Source organism: Roseibium sp. FZY0029 (assembly GCF_036350355.1).
GTDB lineage: Bacteria > Pseudomonadota > Alphaproteobacteria > Rhizobiales > Stappiaceae > Roseibium.
In genome coordinates, this window is record NZ_JAZDVZ010000008.1 from 149,774 (window position 1) to 171,413 (window position 21,640).

The following is a 21,640-nucleotide window of genomic DNA, read 5'->3' on the forward strand; positions in this document are numbered from 1 at the left end:
CACGGACCTAGAAGGGAATGCTGAGCCTCAGTGAGCCGCTGTTGGTGGCCAGTTTTTCCGAGAAGCGGCCGTTGTACTCAAGCCGCAGGTCGACCCCTTCGATGGACGTGAGCTGCAGGCCGGCGCCAATGGTGGCAAACAGGTCTTCATGCTCGACAGATGTCTTGAAAGACCCGGTTCCCCCGGAGCGGTTGGTGAAGCGGGCATCGGTTTGCCACTCGTTGCTGGACAGAAACGAGACGCCGAGTTTGCCGTAAACCCGCAGGTCCTTGCCATCCTTGTAGCGGAGCCGGCTGCCGAACTCGACGGAAGGCGTTGCGGCGAAATTCCAATGGCCTGTGGAGTCGAATTCCAGCCCGTAGTCGCCGCTTTCCCGGTAGTTGCCGACCCTGGAATAGATCGCGTCAAAGTCGATGTAGGGTTTGACGTAGACGTTTGTTGCCGCAAATGTGCGGGCGATCCGCGCCCTGATGGAGCCTGCCAGCACGTCGGGCGAGCTTGAGATGGTTTCGTTTAGGTCTGAAATCGACAGGTTGCGGTCGAAGCGCGTGCTGCCATAGCTGCCGGCGGCGGCGGCAGAAAGGGTCCACGCCCCCATCTCCCGTTTCAGGCTTGCCCCGAGATATCCCGACTTGCCGTCTCCCTTGACGGTTCCGGAGGCCTGGGAAATCCAGGTCTGCTGAAAGGCCGCAGAGCCGCCGATGAACCAGCCCGGAGCGATTTCCCGTTGCCCGCCGAGCTGATAGGTCAGCGCGTCGGCGTTATAGCTCGGCGAGTTGCCGATCGCCGCGCGGTGGCCAGTGCCGCCGGTCGCCCGTGCCCAGCCACAGGAGCCCTCTGTTATGCCCGCGTCGTCGCCTTCGAAGACGGGGCAGCTCATCAGGCTGTCGCCGAAGGACAGCATTTCGAATGTCTGTTCAACAACGGCGGCGAGCCCGGTGCGCGGCAGAAGCTGGTTCAGGGTGTCCGCATAGTCTCCAGACTGATTGTCGACCTCATCGGCAATAGCCCCGAACAACGTGCCGAAGATGTTGTTGCCGCCGCGATCCCAGATATCCTGAAGGTTTTCCGCAACGGCCTTCTGATCACGGTTGAGCTTCACCTTGCCGTTGGGCGTAAAGTCGGCGCCGGTTACCTGGAAATAATAGTCGGAGCCTTCCGGACTGAACAGGTAATCGAAGATGAGAGAGTCCTGCGGGGTGAGGGTGCCTGTAACAGACCCGCCGACCGACAGAACCTTTGTCTTTCTGTCCGGAAGAAGGCTGATGGTCTTGAGACCGAGCGTTCCTGCCAGCGTCGCGTCGCCGCGCACTTCCAGCCAATCGGAATTGAAATTGTTCAGGTCGATGTCCGCGACCAGAAAACCCTGTGCGCTTTGCGTGAAGTTGCCGGTAATCACTGTCTTGCCGGGGTCGCGTGCGCGGCCCAAAACGAAACGGCCGTTGTTGATCACATTTGCATCGTACAGATAGCCGTCAGCAAGGGTGTTGGGTGAATTGTTGGTGACTGTACCTGCGCTGCCGCCGTCGGCATTGGTGAGGACGACATCTCCGTAAAGGGACGCAGTGTCATTGACCGTTACATCGAGGATTGCCCCGTCAGCCGTCGTGCCTGTGCCGGTGTACCAGACCGCATAGGAGCCGGTGTCGTCGGTGCCGTTGCGCGATGCGCCTGACTGGACAATCGCACTGTCGTTCAGAACGAGCGTGTTGTTGAGCCCGTTGGAGACCCTGATAGCCGCTGCGTCTGTGTCCGTGCCGCCCTGAACATTGCCGTTTCCGTCAACCGTGATCCCGACTGTCCCGTTGCCGTCAGCACCCTGGCTTTGCGCAAAGACGCCTGACGAACGCGCGCCGGTGGCCGCCACCTGGCTTGCGATGTCCAGATTGATAGCGCCTGCGGTTCCCGTGCTGTCCGTTGACATGAGGCCGGCCGAGCCGCCCGAGCCAGTGCCCGAAATGCCACCGCCGCCGCCAATGGACTGAGCGATAATACCGATGGACTCATCACCCGTGACGGTGATCGGCGCATCGATATCCAGTGTGATCTGCCCGCCGTTGCCGCTGGCGCCGCCGGAGGTCAGGTTCGCGGTGGTGTTGGTCATGGAACCGCCGGTCGCATCGCCTGCCAATCCGCCGCCACCACCGATGGATTGGGCCACCAGGCCGAAAGCGCCGTCGCCGCTGGTCTGGATACCGGCTCCTCCGGTTAGCTGGAACGTCACCGCATCGCCGTTGCCAGCCGCGCCGCCCGTGCCGCCAAGGGCCAGATCAAGCCCGCCTTCGACGCTGCCGGTGACACCATACCCGCCGCCGCCGCCAATGGACTGGAGCAGAACGCCATGAGAGCGGTTGCCGTAGGTGGCAATCGTCGTGTCCATTGCCAGATCGATTGTCCCGCCATTGCCGGCCACACCGCCTGAACCACCCACGGAGACGCTCAGCTCACTGCCGTCGACGCGCGTTGTTTCCGCGCTGCTGCCGACCCCGCCGGTGCCGCCGCCACCGCCGATCGACTGGGCAACCAGGGCAGCAGCATCATTGCCGCTGGTGGTGATCGTTACCGCGCTGGTGTCATAGGTGTGAACCTGGCCGCCATCGCCGCCTGCACCACCTGTGCCGCCACCGTCCCCGCCGATTGCCAGTGTGCCGGTCTGGTTGTCCGAGCCGTCGCCACCCTGGCCACCGCCGCCACCGATGGATTGCATCGTCATACCGGTGGCTGCAAAACCGGCCGTGTTGATGAAATTGTTGTCGCCGCTATTGAGCCAGACGGCGACTTCACCGCCGTCCCCGCCAGAGCCGCCTCTGCCGCCGACTGCAAGTTCGATCGAGGCGCTGACTTCGCTGCCGCTGGCCGTGGACGAACCGCCCTGACCGCCGCCGCCGCCAATTGATTGCAGGACGACCCCGTCCGCCCAGGCACCTTGCGTGATGATCTGGCCATCATGGTAATATTTGACCTGATTGCCGTCACCGCCAGACCCGCCGCCACCACCGACATCGACCGTGAACGAATAGGACGCTCCCGAATCCGACAGGCGCTTGATCTGTTTCTTCAAGGCTCCAATGGCGTCGAGAACCTTGTGAGACGACGCGTCATTGCCGAGCGATCCGCCGATACCACCGCCGCCGCCGATGGATTGCAGCACGACACCGTCCGAGTCGCCGCCGAAGGTTTCGATGCGGCCGTATTGTTCGGCGTAGATGGTGCCGCCGTCGCCGCCGCTGCCGCCGATCGCGCCTACACCCAGGGACATGCTGCCGGAGACGCTGCTGGCGCCAACGCCAAGGTAGACGGTGCCACCCTGCGAGTTGCCACCTCCGCCGCCGATGGACTGTCCGACCAGGCCCTTGGAGCCCGATCCCTGCGTCTGGACCGTGTAGCCGGCAAAGTTATGGATCTCGACGGAGGAGCCGTCACCGCCCGAACCACCCTGGCCGCCCAGGGAAATCTTCGCTTCAAGTGACGCGATACCACCTTGCGAATAGGCATTGCTGTTGCCCAGACCGCCGTTGCCGCCGCCGCCGCCGATCGATTGCGCCAGAACGCCATGGGCACCGTCGCCGAAAGTGAAAAGCGTGCTTTCCGGGGCAAGGGTTGTCAGTTTCGTTGCAGTGGTGCCGCCTGAATTGGAGGACGAGCCGTAGGTTCCCAGGGTTACGTTGACTTCCCCGCCATTGCCGCCACCGGATGTCGTGAACGCATAATCCGAATTGAAGTCACTCAGGGCATTGCCGGTGCCGCCTCCCAAGGCGACCGTAGCGGTGGATTCCACCGTGTCCTTGTCGCCAAGCGTGGCTGTCAGCGCGGATGCATCGCCGCCGTTGCCGCCGCCGCCGCCAACCGATTGGGCCAGGATCCCGTGAGAGGCATCGCCGATCGTCGTGAGCCTGGAGGGCTGGTCGTACGTGACGGTCACGTTGCCGCCGGCCCCCGCATTGCCGCCGTTGCCGCCAACGGTTGCCACATAGTTGAAGGCGAGGGGAACGCCGGTGCCTGTCGGGGCGGCAACCAGGAAATCGCCGGCGGATGTCGACCCGCCATTGCCGCCACCGCCGCCAATCGATTGAGCCAGAATGCCGGTCGCATTGTTGGGGGCGTACTTGGAGGTGGAAGATGCGGAAAGGCCGGTGGCGATTGTACCGCTCGAAAGGTCGATCGTGACGTCGTCCCCGTTGCCTCCGGCTCCACCGCTGCCGCCCAGAACAAAGGCGGCGTTGAAGCCGATGGTCGCGTCGAAGTAGTTGGCGCTGCCACCCGTGCCGCCGCCGCCGCCGATGGACTGTGCGAGGACAGCCGTCGACTGAGCGCCTGAGGTCGCGGCGGAAAACTGGTTCTGGGTTAGGGAAACGGCTCCCCCGTCACCGCCATCGCCGCCGCTGCCCCCCATCTGAAAGGCGAGGAAGGACAGCACGCTGAAATTCTTGACGCTACCGCCGTTGCCGCCACCGCCGCCGATGGACTGGGCGATCAACCCGGGCGCGAATACGCCAGTGGTGGTAATGTTGGCGTTGCCGTTGCTCGTTGCGGCCTGCAGCGAAGGCAGGCCGGAGTAAACGCATCCGCCGGTGTTGTCGACGCAGACTTCGCCGCCGTCACCGCCCAGGTCGGCGGAACCGCCGACGCCGATGGAGGCGATGGTCGACAGGGTCTGCACGCTGCCGCCGTTGCCCCCGCCGCCGCCAACAGACTGAAATATGGCTCCAGGAGAATAGCCGCCGGAGGTGACGATGGTTCCGATGTTCGGAATGGCGACCGTTCCACCATTTCCGCCTGCTGAACCCTGGCCGCCCACGCCGACAGTACCGGTGCTGTCGCCGCCAGACCCGCCGCCTCCGCCAATCGACTGCGCCAGGATGCCGGCCGAGGAAGCGCCTTTGGTCGTAATGGTGTCCGTATTCGAAACGCCGACGTAACTTCCATTGGACGCCGTTGATCCGGCAGCGCTGCCGCCGATGCTGACAAACCCGCTGGAAGACCCGGCGGCTCCGCCGCCACCGCCAATGGACTGGGCGATGATGCCAAGCGAATTGAAGCCATTGGTCGTAATGTCAGCGCTTGAGTTGACCGTTACGGTACCGGCTGCACCGCCACCAGCGCCATCGCCGCCCAGTCCAACCAGGGTTGAGGCATCGATCCCGCCGGTTCCGCCACTTCCTGCGATCGACTGCGCGACGACACCGAAGGCATGGTCTGCTGCGGTTGAGACCGTCGCACTGCCAAGCGAAAGGGTGACGTTTCCGGCATCGCCGCCATTGCCGCCGTTGCCGCTCTGACCGCCGAGAACACTCTGGAAATCGCTCCCCGTTCCGCCGCCGCCGCCGATGGAGTGCAGTGCGATGGCTGCGGAAAAAGCGCCGCTTGTCTCAATGCTGGTGCCACCTGAAACGGTAACGGAAACCGTGCCGGCATCGCCGCCGAAACCGCCACCACCTCCGGTCCCGGCGAGAGCCGTGCCGTCGCCGCCGTCTCCACCTTCACCGCCGATACTTTGTGCCAGCACGCCGTACACATTGGCACCGCTCGTTTCGATGGATTTTCCGTCTTGAAGAGACACCGACACGGATCCTGCCGTGCCGCCATCGCCGCCGCTATGATCCTTGGTGGGGCCGGTGCCACCCTTGCCGCCAAGGCTTTTTGCGCCAATTGCTGCGCTCGGTTCGTAGCTGCCGCCGGTAACGTCGAGGACGAGCCTGGCAGAGTTGGTGATCGAGACGGTGCCGCCGTTGCCGCCATCGCCGCCGTCGTCGCTGTTGTCCGTCGAGGCGGTGCCGGCACCGCCTTCGCTTAACCCATAGAGAACGAACAGGCCGTCGCCCCCGGCCGTGGTGACATCCCAGTAGATGTCACCGTTCATGGCGTTGTTGATCGTGACTGTTCCACCAGCACCGGCGTTGCCGTTGTTATCGCCGCCACTGCCGCCAAAGGATCTGGCGATGAACCCGCCGCCTTCTCCAAGCCCCTGAAAGCGGTTGCTGCTCGAACCGACAGTAAAATCGCTCGGGGCGGTGTTGTTGACGGTGACGCTGCCGCCGCTGCCTCCCTGGCCGCCGTATTGGTCCGACAGGATGCTGTTGTTCTGGTTGCCGCCGGTCCCACCGTTGCTCTCTGCAACGAAGATGGCAAATCCGAAGTTGGCGTAGCCGACGGCGGAATAGCTTGCAACGCCTGTGTTGGTGACCTGAACGGAACCACCATTGCCGCCGGAGCCGCCGTTCGAGTTGTTGTCTCCGTTGGACTGGTCGCCTTCGCCGCCGCTGGAACGGGCGAAGATACCCATGGCAAACTGGCTGACTTCCGACACATCGATGTCGAGACTGCTCTGATTGACGATCGTAACCGTTCCGCCTGCCCCGGCCGCGCCGGAGTCCTCGCCATCCGCGCCTCTGGATTCGACATACCAGTTTGCGTAAAGCCCTTCGCTGGTAGGGATGACCATGTTCTGCTGGCCGTCGTTCTGGATCGTAATCCCAGGGGCCTGCGCTCCGGCGGAAGCGCCGGAGGAGGTCAGATCTACGTAACTGACATCCGAGGTTGTATCGAATGTGCAGACCCACGGATCGCCCGACTGATCGCATAGGGAATTTGCCAGCGCGGGGGACGCAAGGCAAAGGCTTGCCAGGGATGCGGTCGAAAGCAATAGAGACTTTTTTCGGCTATTTTCCCTGGTATGCGGGTAAGAAGCCCGTTTTTTCCCTGCGGTTACGTTGCCGCGGCACATGGTCGTTTCCCTGAAGCAATTGTCTTGAAATATCTGCGGTCGGTATTTTTGATCTTCTTCAGGAGGCACTATGGTTGCCGGTTCATGAATTTCACTGCAAATTCGATGAACCTGCTGAAATCTTCGATGAAGTTGTAAGCTGCCCCGACATGGCTATCCTATATTGAACAAAGTCATTTCCAAATGAGATAGCCTTCAACATGCTCTTAGACGAAGCCCAGCCGGGCAAGGTGCGCGGGACCTTCGCGACAACAGAGGTCGTTCGAAATCCGCAAGAAGCAGGCGCACTTCGTTCAGGCGAAAGCCTCCAGCCCGAGACGGAGCATCTCTTCTGGAAGCTGCAGATCGGTGGCTGGCTGTTCATCGCCACTTACGGTTTCTTCGCGCGAATGGTGACGTTTTCCGACGCCAAGCTCGCCCTCACATTGACGCTTTCGATGGATACCGTGGGCTTTCTGCTGACAAGCGCGGCACATCTTTATTTCTTCCGAAAAGTTCAACGGCTCATTACGCTTCCTGTGTTTCTGGCAGCCGCGGCATTCTCGCTCATCGGTGGCACAGTGCAGATGGCTGTGGCATGGGTGATCCGTGATATGTTTTTTCCAGAGGCGCTGCCGTTCAACAATTCCTTCACGCCTGCGGTCTTTTACACCTCGGTTCTTCTCGGTTGGATGCTCGCCTATTTCTGTCTGAGGTCCGATTACGAAGCGCGCATTGCGCGGCTACGGCAAAGCGAGGCTCTCGCGGAAACCATGCGGTCAGAACTTGAACAATTGCGGCTTCAACTCGCACCGCACTTCCTGTTCAACGCGCTGAACTCCGTTGCTTCGGAAATTCATGAACGGCCTGATACGGCCCTTGAAATGGTGCGGGAAATCGCGGGGTACCTGCGCTACTGCCTCAATCAGCAGCGGCGCGATCTTTGTCCGCTTTCGGAGGAAGTGGAGGCGATGAATGCCTACCTGCGCATCCAGGAAATTCGCTTCGAGGACAAGCTTCAATGCACTGTAAGCATTGATGAATCCGTCAGGAGCGCGATTGTTCCGCACATGATGCTTCAGGGGTTGGTTGAAAACGCGGTCAAGCATGGGCTGAAACATCAGTCGAACCAGATCGATATCCAGGTGACCATCCGCGAGTTGGACGGACACGCCATCGAGATTGCCGTTACCAATTCGGGCGAGATTTCAGAAACGGATCCCACGCGAAAGTCCATCGGCCATGCAAATCTGCGAAAACGCCTGCAACTTCACTATCCGGACAAGCATGAATTCAGTCTCAGCCAACATCAGGGAACCGTGGTCGCCCGCATCCTTCTGAAGGGCCCCGCATGCTCCGTGTAGTTCTGGTCGATGACGAGCCTTCCGCCAGGCGTGGGCTCAGGCGCATGCTTGGCGACTTTTCCGACATTTCGATTGCCGGGGAAGCGGGGGATCTCGTCTCCGCACGGCAGTTGATGCAGGAGGTTCGCCCGGACGCGGTGTTCCTGGATGTGGAGCTGACAAATGGCAAGGGTTTCGACCTTGCAGGGGATCTGCCACCCGAAACATTCGTGATCGTGGTCAGCGCATATGATCTTTATGCAATCAAGGCCTTTGACGTTGCAGCGCTCGATTTTCTTGTCAAACCGGTCAAACCGGAGCGGCTGGAAACCGCAATCGGTCGCTTGCGCGACAGGTTGCCGGACCGTGCGCAAGCGCCGGATAAACCTGGAGTGCCCTCTCAGGAGACGGCAGCCGACCGCCTTCAGCTCAAGACCAGCTCGGCTTCGATCCTCCTATCCCACGACGCAGTTTCCTTTCTCAGGGCAGAAGGGGACTACACGCGCATATATCTGGAAAACGGCCAGCAACATCTGGCAAGCGGACTGCTGCGCGTCTTCGAAACGAAACTGCCATCACCACCGTTTCACCGGCTGGACCGTTCCACCATTGTGAACAGCGCCCAGATTCAGCGTGTCAATTGGCAGGTATCCGGGCGCAGCACTATTCACTTCACCACCAATGCCCATGTTGTAGAAATCGGGCGTCCGGCTTCAAAACGATTGCGGGCCATCCTGGGGTCACGTGCAAGATGAAAGGAAGGCGACAAGGCTTCCCGGCTTACCAAAGCTCCCCCGTCTTTGTGCCGTCGTCTGAGCGCTTGCCGATGCCTTGATGCGTTGTGTGACCCTCAGGCATTCCTACGCAGAAGAATGATGGTTCCTGCCGGGTCGCAGGTCCAGTGACCGGTGACACCGTCCAACGGTTCCAGCTCATCGCGCTTGGGAGTTCCCAAGGCTGTCAGCGCAGTTTCAGGCGCGTCATCGAACAGTTCTAGCCACACGTCCGTCTGGCTTTGGTGCGGTACGCGGTCGATCCACAAGGTCATCGACCCGAAGGAAAATCCGGTACTGTTTTCCAGTTCCCGCGTGACCTTCAATCCGACTTTATCCCGATAGAACGCAACGGTTTCGTCCCATCTGTAGAGAGGCACCTTGATTGCGATATTTCTTCCAGGTTCCATCTTTGACCACCTCTCGCAGCATGATCCCTATTTATAAAATCCGTCCCTAAGCCTGATGCCGTTTTCGAGCCAGACCTTCATGGCGCAGAGCATTCCCGTCCAGCCTTCGCAATTTCCCAGGCAGGATTTCAGACCCGTGTCGGTTTCCGGCCAGCCGTATTCGCTGATGCGAACATAGGTGCGCCCGTCTTCAAGGGCTTGAAAGGTTATGGTGACCGTCGTCCAGGTTCCGGGGTCGCCGTCTGCTTCCCATTGCAAGACGACCTTTTCGTTCTTCACCACTTCCTGCACCAGAACCGGGAAGGCGCCGGGAAAGTCATGAAAGTCCCATGTAACCTCGGCTCCCGGCTCGATGCGACCACGCGCACCGCCGGTGGTGAAGAATTCCGAGAGCTGGTCCGGGTTGACGACAGCTTCGAACACCTCTGGGACTGGTTTTGAAATCCGCCCACCAACAGTGAATTTGAGGTCCATCGCCGTGTTCCTTGTTGCCCCTCAGGGTTATTATGTTATATAATTATAACATGTCAACAGACGATCAGGATGACGCGCTGTTCAAGGCGCTCGGCCATAGGGCTCGCAGACACATTCTCGACCTTTTGAAGGACGGTCCGAAAACCACCGGCCATCTCTGTGACGCCATTCCGCAGATGGATCGCTGCACCGTGATGCAGCATCTCAAGGTTCTGGAAAAAGCTGGCCTGGTGGTGGTTGAGCGGCGTGGGCGGGAACGGTGGAACCACCTGGATGCGCTCCCGATCCACGGGGTGCATGAGCGCTGGATCGGTCCATACGCTGCTTACGCGGCAAATATGCTGGGCGCTCTCCGCAAGAACGTTGAAACAGGCGGTAAGCCTCCGGTCACGGCCGAAGGTGTCAGTGACGACAGTGAAAACAGGTGACGTGTCGCAGGCGGGCACAAACGCCCTTTGGGGTGGGTGACTTGCCGCGGAAGCTTTCTTTAAGAGACAACCGCCCCCAGTGCTTACGCTTGATCGGCACTTCGCGACAGACAGCAGACCCTGGCTTCGGGATGGCACTGCGCAGTGCCGGACAAATCGATCTTGGTTCCGATGAGATAAAGCGGAAACGCTCTTCCAAGCGTTTGAATCCAGTAGTCAATTTCGAGATTTTCGAGATTATTGCAGGCCTTGCAATAACTGCTGAGCGTATATCCCTTATCCTGAAGATCCTCGAGCGTCGTGCAGCTAACTGTGTCCAAAGGCACAAGAATTCTTACGTTGCAAGACATGGGGCCGCACCGTTGCTATTGGCTCAAGCAGTTTCAATGCCTTGTTTTTTATTTTGGGCGATGGGGCACTTGAAAGCTTGTTCTGTTCTACGAGTGTTGCGAAGAGACCTCAATTCGGGGGACTACTTAAGTATAATTCGAAGGCATGCCCGTGTTCTGGTGGGTGCCCGGGTTTTACAATCGGTTACTTGATACTTTTCGCCAAATCGATCTAGCGCCAACTCTTTTTTCGTCATTTCCGCATCGAAAGACCGGTTTCAATCAGACGGATTCAGCCTTTCTTCAGCTTTGGGTTGCTCAATGATCTGATGCAGTTGGCGCCAATCATGAAGTCGCAGCATGCCTACAGAAGTCAACGTTCTCATTCGGTCCATGCGTCAGCTCGTTCCCAACCCGGAAACGAGCGCCATTCTGACGGCCATGGGTGTTTCCTACTGGGCGTATGACCCTGTTGCCGAAGAACTGTGCTGGCAAAGAACGGATCCGACCTCGGTCAGAGGGTATCGTCTGGCAAAACTGTCGATTCACAAGGCGCTCCAGTTTTACATTCAGCGTGACAGAACCCGCTTTCTGCAGGTGATTTCCAACGCGGTAGAGCATGGTCTGTCGCAGACCACCCGCGTCACCATGAAAGCGGATGGCAGTTACAAGTCCTACGATCTGGTCGCGTCCCGAATTTCAGGCAAACCGGCGTTCCTGATCATTGGGCTGATGAAGGAGTGCCTTCCGGAAGCGCCTGTTAACGCGGAACTGCCGGACATCTTGCAGAACCTGTCCAATGTCTTCATTTCCAACGCCAGTGCCGTGCTGATTACGGACACCAAGGGTGTGGTCAGGTCCGCCAATCGCCAGTTCCTGAAACTCTTCGGCATCAGTAACGTCAAGCAGATCATCGGCCGGGATGCCAGAACGATCCCCAATTACATCGGCAAGAAGCTGGCTTCGGCTTTCACCGATATTCTGAGGAGCAATCTTGCCTCGCAGGGAACGCTGAAGCTGCCTCAGGCAACAGGCGAGCCAGTCGAAATTCTGTACGACCTGCACCCGATGGCGCTCGACAATCCAAACGGCGGTATCATCTTTGCTGGCGAACTTGCGGCCCATTCGATGGAGATCTCGGCCTCTGAAGTTCTGGATGCGGTGCCGACGCCCATTCTGGTTGCTGATCTGGATTCCCGCAGGATCAAATATGCCAACAAGGCCGGACGCGGCGAGCTTGGACTGTCCGCCAGGCAGATCGGCACCGAGCGGCTTTCCGACACCCTGATGAGCGCGAACGATGTGCGCGACCTCACCCTTGTTCTCGACAAGGTCGGCTGGGATGCCGGCCGGGTATGGCAGGTTCAAAGCCACATCGGCCTCAAGCGGCATTATCGTATCCGCACCTGTTTCATCGGCAAACAGTCGGCCCGGCAAATCGTGCTCGAGTTTCTGCCTGTCCGGCTTGAAAAAGACAAACCCGGCAATGAGAAGGCTCAGAACTTCTTTACGCGTCTGCTGGACATGAGTTTCAATTGAACCGGCGGCGATTGTGCGCCGAAGCTTGCCGTCAGATTACCGGTCGGTTGCCTTCAGATCGTGACGGTCATTTCCTCCATGACGGATCCATAGCCACCCGCCATGAGGCCGGTGATCTTGCCGTCCTCCAAGTCAAGCTCCACGGTTATGACGCTTGGTGAAGCGGGGGTCATGAAGTGTCCCTGTTCAATGACGAACCGGGATTTCTTCTCGTCGAGCAGGTCATAAAGTACGCAGGCGAGGGGACCTGCGGCCATTCCGGTGGCGGATTCCTCTTCGATTGCATAGCGCGGTGCGAACATGCGTGTGGTGGCGTCGGCCCGTGTCGCGCTCCGATCGGTGGTGAAGACGTAATATCCGATCAGGTCCAGCCTGTTGCTGATGTCGTTGATCTTCGACTGGTCCGGTACGATCTGCTTCAGGACAGCGGCATCGCGGACGGCGATGACAACAAAACTGTTGCCTGTGTTCACGAGCACTGGCCGCAGGCGCTCATCCAGGTCGCCTTCCTTCAGACCGAGGGAAGCCAGAACGTCGGCTTCACTGACACCGCGGTCGGCCCAGGCTGGGCTCCCGTCATATTTCGGGGCAAGTTGTTCCATATAGGCCGCGCCGTTCTTGATGACGATCTTTCGTGGGCCATCGACGGTTTCCTTCGAGGTGACACCTTCCAGCACCTTGCCCAGTTCGGCCATGTAGCTGAACGTCGCAATCGTCGCGTGGCCGCAATGGGCAATCCGCCGGTTTGGCGTGAAGAAATCCAGTTTGAAACCTTCCTTTGCCGATTTCGACACGAAGGCTGTTTCCGAGAGCCCGATCTTGCCGGCAACAGCCAGCATGTCCGCTTCCGACAGGCTGTCAGCGTCCAGGACAACACCCGCCGGATTTCCGCCAAAGGCTTCCGAACCGTTCTTTCGGGTCACGAACCCGTTCACGATGCGGGCAACAACTTCTTTTGCGTCCTTCATTTCACGCACCTTCCATCATTATCTGGACACAAGAATGATGTCGGAATATGTATTGTTCAATGCCTGAATACATGAGTGAAATTCATGAATGATCGGGGCGACCTGCAAAGCAGGCTGATGCTGAACGCAGTGCTGCTCAACGCCATTGCGGAAGAGGGTAACTTCTCCCGTGCTGCCGTCGCGGTCGGGCTGGAGCAATCGGCCGTCAGCCATCGCATCAAGTCTCTGGAAGCCGCGCTCGGCATCCGGCTTTTCGAGCGGACAACCCGGCGAATCGTCCCCACGGAAGCAGGACGGATTGTCTGCGACGCCTCCAAGCGCTGTCAGGAGGTCTGGGAGAGTGCGCTGTCCCGGATAGCGGACGTAAGAACCTCCAGGACCATCCGCCTGTCCGTGTCGTCCTCGCTTGCCATGAAATGGGTCATCCCGGCCCTCCAGCGTGCCCAGGCTGCTGGCCTTGATCTGGTGGTTGACGTGGAGGACAGGCTTGTTGACCTGCACGAGGGAGAAGCCCAGGCCGCAATCCGCTACGGTGCCGGGCCTTATCCAGGTTTCCATGCCGAAGCATTGGTGACCGCACAACTTGTCCCGGTTGCCCGGCCCGGTCTGTTGAAAGGGCAGATAACCCCTGGTGGGGAGGAGCCTGCCCTTCTTTCCGACAGAACCGGCATGTCGGACGGTACGGGCTTCAGTTGGAACGACTATTTCAAAGGCAGGAACTGGATGGAACCGCCGGCAAGGCCTCTCAGCTCCTTTGCCAGGGCGGATCTGGCGATCCAGGCTGCCATCAGTGGCATGGGTGTGGCGCTCGGACGAACACTTCTGGTCGAAAACGACATCGAGGCGGGATTTCTGCAGGCCGTCGGTGAGCCTGTCGCATCCAGAGCAAAATACTGGCTGGTCACCACGCCCGCCTATGCCGGCACGGAAGGGTATCGGGACCTGCGCGCCTGGATCGTCAGTGAGGTCGAGATGGCGCGCGCCCAGTTCAGGCAATTGATCGCCGGGCTCTGACCGCGGTTTCTTTTCAGGGGCGATCCATCAGGCGCTGCTCGGTTCCGCAGTGAGGCTTGCGTGCCGTGCCGATGCTTCAGCGCACCTTCTCGATCTGGTCGTGGTAGGTATCCAGCCACTTCTGCAGGTCCCGCTCTGCACTTTCCAGGCTTTCGGCGTTGATGGCGCGCAGGTTCAGGGCACGCGTGATGGCGCGCGTCCGCTTGTTGATCGCAAAGTCGGCGGGGACTGTTTCAAGATTGTCGACGCCGAGTTTGTCATAGAGCGACAAAAGCCGGTTCTGAACGGTCCGCAACGACAGACCTTGCCGCACGGCGATGATCTTGTCCGACAGGCCGAGGGCCATGTCGAGAAGTACCGCATATTCGCTGTCGGTGAGCGTGTCGTGGGTGCGGATGTGGCGTTGCTGAACCCGGTGGATTTCCTGATCCACCACGATCTGGGATTCCAGGAACACGCCGCGAAGCGCGAGGTGAAGCCGCTCCTGCGTGGCCGTCTTCAACACGTAGCCATAGGAGGTTTCCTGAGGCACGATCCGCGCTATGCCGCGCAGATAGGCCTCATCGGAATAGTTGGACCAGAACAGGATGCGGGTCTGGGGGCGCTCTCGCCAGATGGTCCGGGCCGCATCGATACCGTTGCGTTCCTTCATTTGCAGGTCCATCACCACCGACTGAATGGAGTGCTTGCGCGCCAGCAATTCACCTTCAAGGCCATTGGTCGCGTGAAAGATGTCCTTCACGTCCGGCAACGCCAGTTGCAGAGCCTCGCTCAGGTAGCCAGCATGAAACTGATCGTCTTCGACAAGAAGCACCTTCATGCCAGTTCTTCCTCGAAAGTCTGCGGTGCATTCTCCTGGCTCGGCGCGCAGGTCAGCGGCAGCTTCACCGTTATGGTGGTGCCCTCCTTGCTCGACATGCTGAAATCCGCGGCGATTAGCCGGGCCCGTGTGCGCATATGGGCGATGCCGCCTGTTGCCTTGCTGGTCTGCCGGCCGAAGCGGGAACCGGGAAGCCCCATGCCATTGTCCTTTATGGTCATCTGCAGGCCGGATTTCAGGCGCTTCACGGTGACGCCGATCTGGTCGGCTCCGGAATGGCGGGCGGCATTGTTGATGGCTTCCTGGGCAATGCGAAACAGGGCGATGCGGATGGTGGGATCAAGTGTATCGATCAACCCGTCGGTTTCGTCCAGCGTTTCAAGGGACGTGGAAGAGACATCCTCCACTGCGCGCTCCAGATGTATTCGCAGCGCGTGAGCAAACCCGAACAGATCCAGGATCGTCGGAACAGCGGTGTCAATGATCCGCCGGAGATCGCCTATACAATGCTGAATGCTGCTGATGACCCGTGCCTTGTCCGCAGCCGTATCCATTTTCTCGACATCCCGCATGATCCGGGTCAGGTCGGCCAGGGTCTGGTCATGCAGATCCATGCCGATGCGCTGGCGTTCCTGTTCGAGAACCCGTGTCAGCTCCAGCGCGCCTTGCCGCAGGCCTTCTTCACGGGCCTGGGCTTCCGCTCGCACAACAGCGGCGCGCTTGGCTTTTTCGTTGGCGCGCAGGGAATAGAAATAGGGCGCGAGCACGTCGGCAATCTGCCTGACCCGGACGACCGTTGCCTCGTCGTAGATATCCGGGGTGCAGGACGAACAGTTGAGCGCGCCGATCGTGCGACCGAGCACCTTCATGGCAACATTCACCCGGCTGCGCAATTTGTGCTTGATGATCGGCTGGGCGAGCGCACCTTCGTAGGTGTAGCGTTCGTCTTCCATCGCGTTGCCGGTGAGCATGTAATCCGTTTCACCCAGCAAGATGCTGCGCACGGGCGAGATGACCACAGGGGTGCGCGACAGGCTCCAGCGTGTCTTGATGCCGACCTCGTAACTTGTGTTCCAGGTAACCTTGTCGTCGACCAGGCAGACATCCAGGTGGTCGATCGGCAGCAGGTTCTCGATCTCGGCCTTGACCGATCTCAGGGCGGCCCGGATTTCCACCTGGCCGGCCAGATGGCTGGAAATGCGCAGCAGCGAGACCAGAGCCGTTGGCTCTGACATCTCTTGATTTTCATTGGCTTCCTGTCGCATGGCAACAACAAGCTCCTCCCGTTTCTTGTTCGCCAGTGTGCGGTACGGCGCCTGCATCGGCAACCCATCTGTTCGGCGTTCAAGTGCATCACGATTGCGGGTTCCCGCAACCGTGATGCGTTTCTCCTGCTTTACGCAATTCCTTCAGCTCAGCAATCTGAACCCGGGATGCGTTGGGAGAACCGTGTCCCTTTATGAAAGACGCCTGTTGGCGTCAGGGAGGAAACATGAACACCAAAGCCAAGCTCCTGGGGGCTGTCGCGCTCGTTGCCGTCGCCCTGCCGGGCCATGCTGTCGCGGACACCGCCGACAAACGTATCGCTCTTTCCAACAACTACGCCGGCAATTCCTGGCGGCAGGCCATGCTGGAAAGCTGGGCCAAAGTTGGCGACAAGGCCGTTGAAGACGGTGTGGTCGCAGCGGCCGACGCATTCACCACATCCGAAAACCAGGCCACCGAACAGGCTGCCCAGATTCAGAACATGATCCTGCAGGGCTACGACGCAATCGTGGTCAACGCAGCCTCGCCGACCGCCCTGAACGGTGCAATCAAGGAAGCCTGCGACGCAGGCATCACTGTTGTTTCTTTCGACGGCATTGTCACCGAACCCTGCGCATGGCGCATCGCTGTCGATTTCAAGGAAATGGGCCGCCAGCAGGTTGAATACCTCTCCGGACGCCTGCCGGATGGCGGCAACCTTCTTGAAATCCGCGGTCTTGCCGGCGTTTTCGTGGATGACGAAATCCATGCTGGTATCGAACAGGGCGTTGCGGAGTTCCCGAAATTCAAGATCGTCGGATCGGTCCACGGTGACTGGGCGCAGGATGTCGCCCAAAAAGCGGTTGCCGGCGTTTTGCCGAGCCTGCCGGAGATCGTAGGTGTCGTGACCCAGGGTGGCGATGGCTACGGTGCCGCACAGGCGATCAAGGCCGCCGGCCGGGATATGCCGATCATCGTGATGGGCAACCGTCAGGACGAAATGAAGTGGTGGGCCGAAGCCCGTGACGAAAACGGTTATGAAACCCTGTCGCTTTCCATCGCGCCGGGTGTTGGCACGCTTGCCTTCTGGGTGGCCCAGCAGGTTCTCGATGGGGCCGAAGTGCCGAAGGACCTCACCGTTCCTTTCCTGAAAGTGACCCAGGACACGCTCGATGAAACGCTCGCCGCAACACCGGCCGGTTCGGTGGCGAATGTCGAATACAGTCAGGAAGACGCCAAGTCCGTCATTGCTGCCGCCAATTAAGGAGTGACGGAATTGGAAGTGGCAACTGGCGCCGGCAGGTCGATGCCGGATGTCCCGTTGGTTGCCCTATCGGGCGCGTGCGTTCACTTCGGTGCAGTGCGCGCGCTCGACGGGGTCAGTCTGACTGTCAGTCCCGGCGAGTGTGTCGGTCTGATGGGACACAACGGAGCGGGCAAGTCGACTGCCGTCAACGTGATCAACGGCGGTTTGACACCGACGGAAGGGCACGTTCGGTACGGGCATGAAGATGGCAAGGACGGTACGGGTGCGGCTCGGGCCAGGGCATGCGGTATCCGCAGCGTCTTTCAGGAGCTCTCGCTGTGTCCCAACTTGTCCGTCCTGGAAAACCTGAGGGTTCCACATCGTGATCTGACGGGGTTCGGCTGGCGCAAAACCGCTGCGGAGCGGATTGCTGGTGCGCTTGACGAGATCTTTCCGGGACACCGGATCGAACCGGGCATGATCGTTGGCGACCTGACCCTGGCCGAACGGCAGATGGTTGAAATCGCGGCCGGTTTTGCCGGCGGTCCGACACCGCCGCGCCTGGTCATCCTTGACGAGCCGACGTCGTCGCTTGATGCCTCCATCGCCCGGCAATTGCTGGAGCATGTGCGCCGCTTCTGTGCCAAGGGTGGCGCAGTCATTTTCATTTCGCACATGCTGGGCGAGGTTTTCGAAGTCGCATCGCGCATCGACGTGATGAAGGATGGCAAGATCATCGCCAGCAGACCCGCGTCCGAGTTTACGCAGCAGGGCCTGATCGATGCCATGGGACATGTCGCTGCCGAAAAGGCCGCGGCCCGGACCGCGGTTGAAAGCAGCCAGCGCATTGGCGGGGAAGTTCTGAAAACCCCTGAAGGCCTCAACGCGCGAAAAGGCGAGATCGTCGGTCTGGCGGGTCTTGCCGGACATGGGCAGGCTGAAGCGCTCGCCCGGTTTTTCATGTCCCGATCGGGAAAGCTCGGACGGGTGAAGGACCCTGAAGTGGCTTTCGTTGCCGGTGACCGTGGCCGGGACGGCGTCATGCCGCTCTGGTCGATCCTTCGAAACCTTACCCTGACCCATCTGCCAAGCCTGACCCGGCGGGGGCTCGTTGACGCTGTCGCGGAACAGGCCCTGGGTGCAGACTGGAAGAAGCGTATCGGCATTCGGACCGACAATCTGAACAATCTCATATTGTCCTTGTCCGGCGGCAACCAGCAGAAGGTGCTGTTTGCCCGTGCGCTTGCCTCCACGGCTCCCATCGTGGTGATGGACGATCCAATGCGCGGTGTCGACGTCGGCACCAAACAGGAAGCTTATGACATGATCCGAACGGAAGCCGCCAGTGGGCGAACCTTCCTCTGGTATTCGACGGAAACGGACGAAGTCTGCCAATGTGACCGTGTATTCGTGTTCCGGAACGGTCAGATTTCAGCGGAACTGACTGGCGACGGCATCACGGAAGAAAACATTCTGGCCGCCTCGTTCCAGATGCAGGGAACCGGCGCATGAACGGCAAGTACCGCATTTTGCTTCCGGTCCTGTCCCTGACGGTTCTGCTGGCGGCTGTATTCTACCTTCAGCCCAGGGCGATGAGCTATTTCGGCCTGAACCTGCTCTTCAATCTCGCCGTGCCCATCGCGCTCGCAACGATTGCGCAGATGATGATCATCATGGTCAACGACATTGACCTGTCTGTCGGCACCTTCGTCAGCTTCGTCGCCTGTGTGACGGCAACATTCCTGAACGAAGCGCCTCTCGTGGGCGTGGCCATTCTGGTGGCGTCGATCCTTGCTTATGCGGCAATCGGCGCGCTTATCCACATTCGCCAGCTTCCAGCGATCGTGGTGACGCTCGGCATGTCGTTCGTCTGGGGCGGTCTGGCGGTTTTGTTGCTGCCTTCGCCAGGCGGCGCGGCTCCGACGTGGATCCGGACCGTGATGACCGTCAAGCCACCGCTGGTGCCGATGGCAGTGGTGGCCTGCGTCCTTATAGCCGGTCTGACGCATCTTCTGATCATGCGGTCCTCGACAGGCACTTTGTTGCGTGCCGTCGGCGGCAATGCCCAGGCCGTTGCTCGCTCCGGTTGGTCGGTCACGAAACTGAAAGCAGGGGCCTATGCGCTCGCCGGTTTCTTCGGCGTTCTGGCCGGAGTGTGTCTCGTCGGACTGACCACGTCGGCTGATGCCAACATTGCCCTGCGCTACACGTTGCTTTCCATTGCGGGTGTGATCCTGGGCGGAGGGGAGTTCACCGGTGGTCGGGTTTCGCCTGTTGGCGCAGTTCTGGGTGCTCTGACGCTTGCCCTTGCCGGCAGCTTTCTCTCGTTCATGCGTCTGTCCCCTGACTGGCAGATCGGCGCCCAGGGCGCCATCCTCATCCTTGTGCTTGCCGTGCGGTTGATCTTCTCCCGCCGCAGCCGGAAATGGAAGGGAGCCGAAAATGGATAACTCCCGTCTTTCGACAGTTCTTGCCATCCCCAGGCGCCCCTGGTTCTGGGCTTTCGCGGCGAGTGCCATCGCCTATCTCGCAACCCTTTCGCTGACGGAAGGGCGGGGCAGCGGGGAACTTCTGTCCGCGGCCCTGACCTTTGCTTCCTTCTCGGCGATTGTCGGGCTGGGCCAGATGTTCGTCATCACGCTGGGGCCCGGCAATGTCGATCTGTCGATCCCGGCGACCATGACGCTGGCAGGCACCCTGTCTCTCAAGTTCATGGACGGAGCGGCGGATCTTATCCTGCCCGGGCTGGCGCTTGCGATCGCCGTCGGCATTGCCGCAGGCATCTTCAATTACCTGCTGATCCGTCTGTTGCGGATCCCGCCGATCATCGCGACCCTGTCGGCGTCTTTCCTGTACCAGTCGCTGGCGATCTGGTGGAACCGCGGCCTCAGGATCAAACCGCCTGAAGTGCTTGCGGATTTCTCGACCGGTTCCATCGCCGGCCTGCCGAACCTGACGATCATCGGCGTGCTGATCGCGCTCATGAGCTGGGTGGTTCTGGAACGGTCGATTTTCGGCCGCTGGGTGTCCGCCTTCGGTCAGAACACCCGTGCAGCCCGTTTGAGCGGGATACCGGTGGAGACGGTCCGGGCGGTGACATATGTCGCCTCCGCCGTGCTCGCCTCTTTCACCGGCTACCTTCTGGCAAGTTTCTCGGGAGGGGCCGCGCTCAACATGGGCACGGAATATCTTCTGATTTCCATCGCCGTCGTTGTTATCGGCGGCTGTTCCATCGCCGGCGGCAATTCCAATGTGCCGGGCATCTGGGGCGGGGCCCTGCTGATGTTCCTGGTCGTCTCGATGTTGAATTCCTACGGGTTTGGCGCAGGCGTGCGCCTGATCATGACCGGCGCAATCATCATCGCCATTGTCGCTGCCGCATCCGGAAAGGGCAGATCCGCATGAACAGTTTCTCGTCCCCCTATCAGATCGATGATCCGCGGTTCACGGCGCTGATCCAGAAGAATGCCAGGCTGCGTCAGCTTGCGACCGGTTTCGAGTGGACGGAAGGCCCTGTCTGGTTCGCTGACCAGCAGCTTCTTCTGTTCTCCGATATTCCCGCGAACCGGATGATGCGCCTGACCCTCGACGGCCAGGTCAGCACCTATCGCCAGCCGTCGGATTATGCCAATGGCAACACACGGGACCGTCAGGGACGGCTGCTCTCCTGCCAGCACGGTACAAGGTCGGTGACCCGCACCGAGCTGGACGGCAGCCTGACTGTGCTTGCCGACCACTATCAGGGAAAACGTCTCAATTCGCCCAATGACGTTATCGTCCAATCGACAGGGGCGATCTGGTTCACAGATCCGACCTACGGCATCTTGAGTGACTATGAAGGCTTCCTGGCAGAGCCGGAACAGACCGCGCGCAACGTCTATCGCATCGACCCCGCAGCGGGCGAGGTGGAAGCGATGATCACCGATTTCACCCAGCCGAACGGCCTGGCGTTTTCTGCGGACGAGCGCGTTCTTTATGTAGCGGAGTCCGGTTCCAGTCACGATCCGGACGTCCCCTCCATCATTCGCGCCTTCAAACTGGACGACACCGGCCGGATCCTGTCGGACGAGGTGTTTGCCACGATTGACCGGGGACTGCCTGACGGCATGCGGGTCGACGCTGCCGGTCACCTGTGGAGTTCTGCCTCCGATGGTATCCACTGCTTCCACCCGGACGGCACACGCCTCGGAAAGATCCTGGTACCGGAAGTGGTCGCCAATCTCTGTTTCGGCGGCGTTCGGGGCAACCGGTTGCTGATCACCGCAACCACCTCGGTCTATGAGATTGCAGTCAACGCAAAATCGGCGATCTGAAGGATCGCCGATAGAAAAACACCCTTTTGAGGTCC

General features: G+C 60.1%; 16 protein-coding genes. 10 read left to right on the plus strand and 6 right to left on the minus strand.

The window, feature by feature from the left end:
• Nucleotides 1-7 precede the first annotated feature (7 nt).
• A complete protein-coding gene (locus tag V1T76_RS21895) occupies nucleotides 8-6,643 on the minus strand; it encodes an autotransporter outer membrane beta-barrel domain-containing protein (RefSeq protein WP_330562812.1) in 6,636 nt (2,211 codons plus the stop codon).
• Between the two features lie 281 nt (nucleotides 6,644-6,924).
• Between V1T76_RS21895 and V1T76_RS21900 the strand changes: the two genes are divergently transcribed.
• Both V1T76_RS21900 and V1T76_RS21905 read left to right on the plus strand, forming a co-directional pair.
• A complete protein-coding gene (locus V1T76_RS21900; RefSeq protein ID WP_330562813.1) occupies nucleotides 6,925-8,067 on the plus strand; it encodes a sensor histidine kinase in 1,143 nt (380 codons plus the stop codon).
• On the plus strand, nucleotides 8,055-8,801 hold the full coding sequence (locus V1T76_RS21905) for a LytR/AlgR family response regulator transcription factor (RefSeq protein ID WP_330562814.1): 747 nt from the start codon (nucleotides 8,055-8,057) through the stop codon (nucleotides 8,799-8,801). The genes V1T76_RS21900 and V1T76_RS21905 overlap by 13 nt, the downstream gene beginning before the upstream one ends.
• Before the next feature lie 95 nt (nucleotides 8,802-8,896).
• Here V1T76_RS21905 and V1T76_RS21910 read toward each other — a convergent pair whose 3' ends face one another.
• Together V1T76_RS21910 and V1T76_RS21915 are read right to left on the minus strand one after the other, a co-directional pair.
• A complete protein-coding gene (locus tag V1T76_RS21910) occupies nucleotides 8,897-9,229 on the minus strand; it encodes a hypothetical protein (RefSeq protein WP_330562815.1) in 333 nt (110 codons plus the stop codon).
• Between the two features lie 27 nt (nucleotides 9,230-9,256).
• Nucleotides 9,257-9,703 carry an SRPBCC family protein gene (locus tag V1T76_RS21915; RefSeq protein ID WP_330562816.1) on the minus strand — a complete coding sequence of 149 codons (447 nt, stop codon included), beginning with the start codon at nucleotides 9,701-9,703 and terminating at the stop codon, nucleotides 9,257-9,259.
• Nucleotides 9,704-9,753: 50 nt separating this feature from the next.
• On the opposite strand from V1T76_RS21915, the gene V1T76_RS21920 reads away from it, so the two are divergent.
• Both V1T76_RS21920 and V1T76_RS21925 read left to right on the plus strand, forming a co-directional pair.
• Nucleotides 9,754-10,131 (plus strand): ArsR/SmtB family transcription factor, encoded by a 378-nt coding sequence (locus V1T76_RS21920; RefSeq protein WP_330562817.1) that lies wholly within the window; start codon nucleotides 9,754-9,756, stop codon nucleotides 10,129-10,131.
• A gap of 689 nt (nucleotides 10,132-10,820) precedes the next feature.
• On the plus strand, nucleotides 10,821-11,999 hold the full coding sequence (locus V1T76_RS21925; RefSeq protein WP_330562818.1) for a PAS domain-containing protein: 1,179 nt from the start codon (nucleotides 10,821-10,823) through the stop codon (nucleotides 11,997-11,999).
• A gap of 53 nt (nucleotides 12,000-12,052) precedes the next feature.
• Here V1T76_RS21925 and V1T76_RS21930 read toward each other — a convergent pair whose 3' ends face one another.
• Nucleotides 12,053-12,967: a PhzF family phenazine biosynthesis protein gene (locus V1T76_RS21930; RefSeq protein ID WP_330562819.1), complete on the minus strand. Its 915-nt coding sequence runs from the start codon at nucleotides 12,965-12,967 to the stop codon at nucleotides 12,053-12,055.
• An 84-nt stretch (nucleotides 12,968-13,051) separates the two neighbouring features.
• Here V1T76_RS21930 and V1T76_RS21935 point away from each other — a divergent pair, with 84 nt between their 5' ends.
• Nucleotides 13,052-13,981 carry a LysR family transcriptional regulator gene (locus V1T76_RS21935; protein WP_330562820.1) on the plus strand — a complete coding sequence of 310 codons (930 nt, stop codon included), beginning with the start codon at nucleotides 13,052-13,054 and terminating at the stop codon, nucleotides 13,979-13,981.
• Between the two features lie 76 nt (nucleotides 13,982-14,057).
• Here the strand turns inward: V1T76_RS21935 and V1T76_RS21940 are convergent, their stop codons facing one another.
• Together V1T76_RS21940 and V1T76_RS21945 are read right to left on the minus strand one after the other, a co-directional pair.
• Complete coding sequence (locus tag V1T76_RS21940) at nucleotides 14,058-14,801, minus strand: response regulator transcription factor (RefSeq protein WP_006938475.1); 744 nt, start codon at nucleotides 14,799-14,801, stop codon at nucleotides 14,058-14,060.
• The gene (locus V1T76_RS21945; RefSeq protein WP_330562821.1) at nucleotides 14,798-16,036 is read right to left on the minus strand and encodes a GAF domain-containing sensor histidine kinase; all 1,239 of its coding nucleotides are present in this window, start codon (nucleotides 16,034-16,036) and stop codon (nucleotides 14,798-14,800) included. Before V1T76_RS21945 ends, V1T76_RS21940 begins: the two co-directional genes overlap by 4 nt.
• A gap of 257 nt (nucleotides 16,037-16,293) precedes the next feature.
• Between V1T76_RS21945 and V1T76_RS21950 the strand changes: the two genes are divergently transcribed.
• From V1T76_RS21950 to V1T76_RS21970, 5 genes are read left to right on the plus strand one after another with little or no spacing between them, the layout of a single operon-like run.
• The gene (locus V1T76_RS21950) at nucleotides 16,294-17,310 is read left to right on the plus strand and encodes an ABC transporter substrate-binding protein (RefSeq protein ID WP_330562822.1); all 1,017 of its coding nucleotides are present in this window, start codon (nucleotides 16,294-16,296) and stop codon (nucleotides 17,308-17,310) included.
• Between the two features lie 42 nt (nucleotides 17,311-17,352).
• Complete coding sequence (locus V1T76_RS21955; protein ID WP_330562991.1) at nucleotides 17,353-18,804, plus strand: sugar ABC transporter ATP-binding protein; 1,452 nt, start codon at nucleotides 17,353-17,355, stop codon at nucleotides 18,802-18,804.
• Nucleotides 18,801-19,742 (plus strand): ABC transporter permease, encoded by a 942-nt coding sequence (locus tag V1T76_RS21960; protein WP_330562823.1) that lies wholly within the window; start codon nucleotides 18,801-18,803, stop codon nucleotides 19,740-19,742. Before V1T76_RS21955 ends, V1T76_RS21960 begins: the two co-directional genes overlap by 4 nt.
• Complete coding sequence (locus V1T76_RS21965) at nucleotides 19,735-20,697, plus strand: ABC transporter permease (protein WP_330562824.1); 963 nt, start codon at nucleotides 19,735-19,737, stop codon at nucleotides 20,695-20,697. Before V1T76_RS21960 ends, V1T76_RS21965 begins: the two co-directional genes overlap by 8 nt.
• Nucleotides 20,694-21,605: an SMP-30/gluconolactonase/LRE family protein gene (locus V1T76_RS21970; RefSeq protein WP_330562825.1), complete on the plus strand. Its 912-nt coding sequence runs from the start codon at nucleotides 20,694-20,696 to the stop codon at nucleotides 21,603-21,605. Before V1T76_RS21965 ends, V1T76_RS21970 begins: the two co-directional genes overlap by 4 nt.
• Nucleotides 21,606-21,640: the final 35 nt, after the last annotated feature.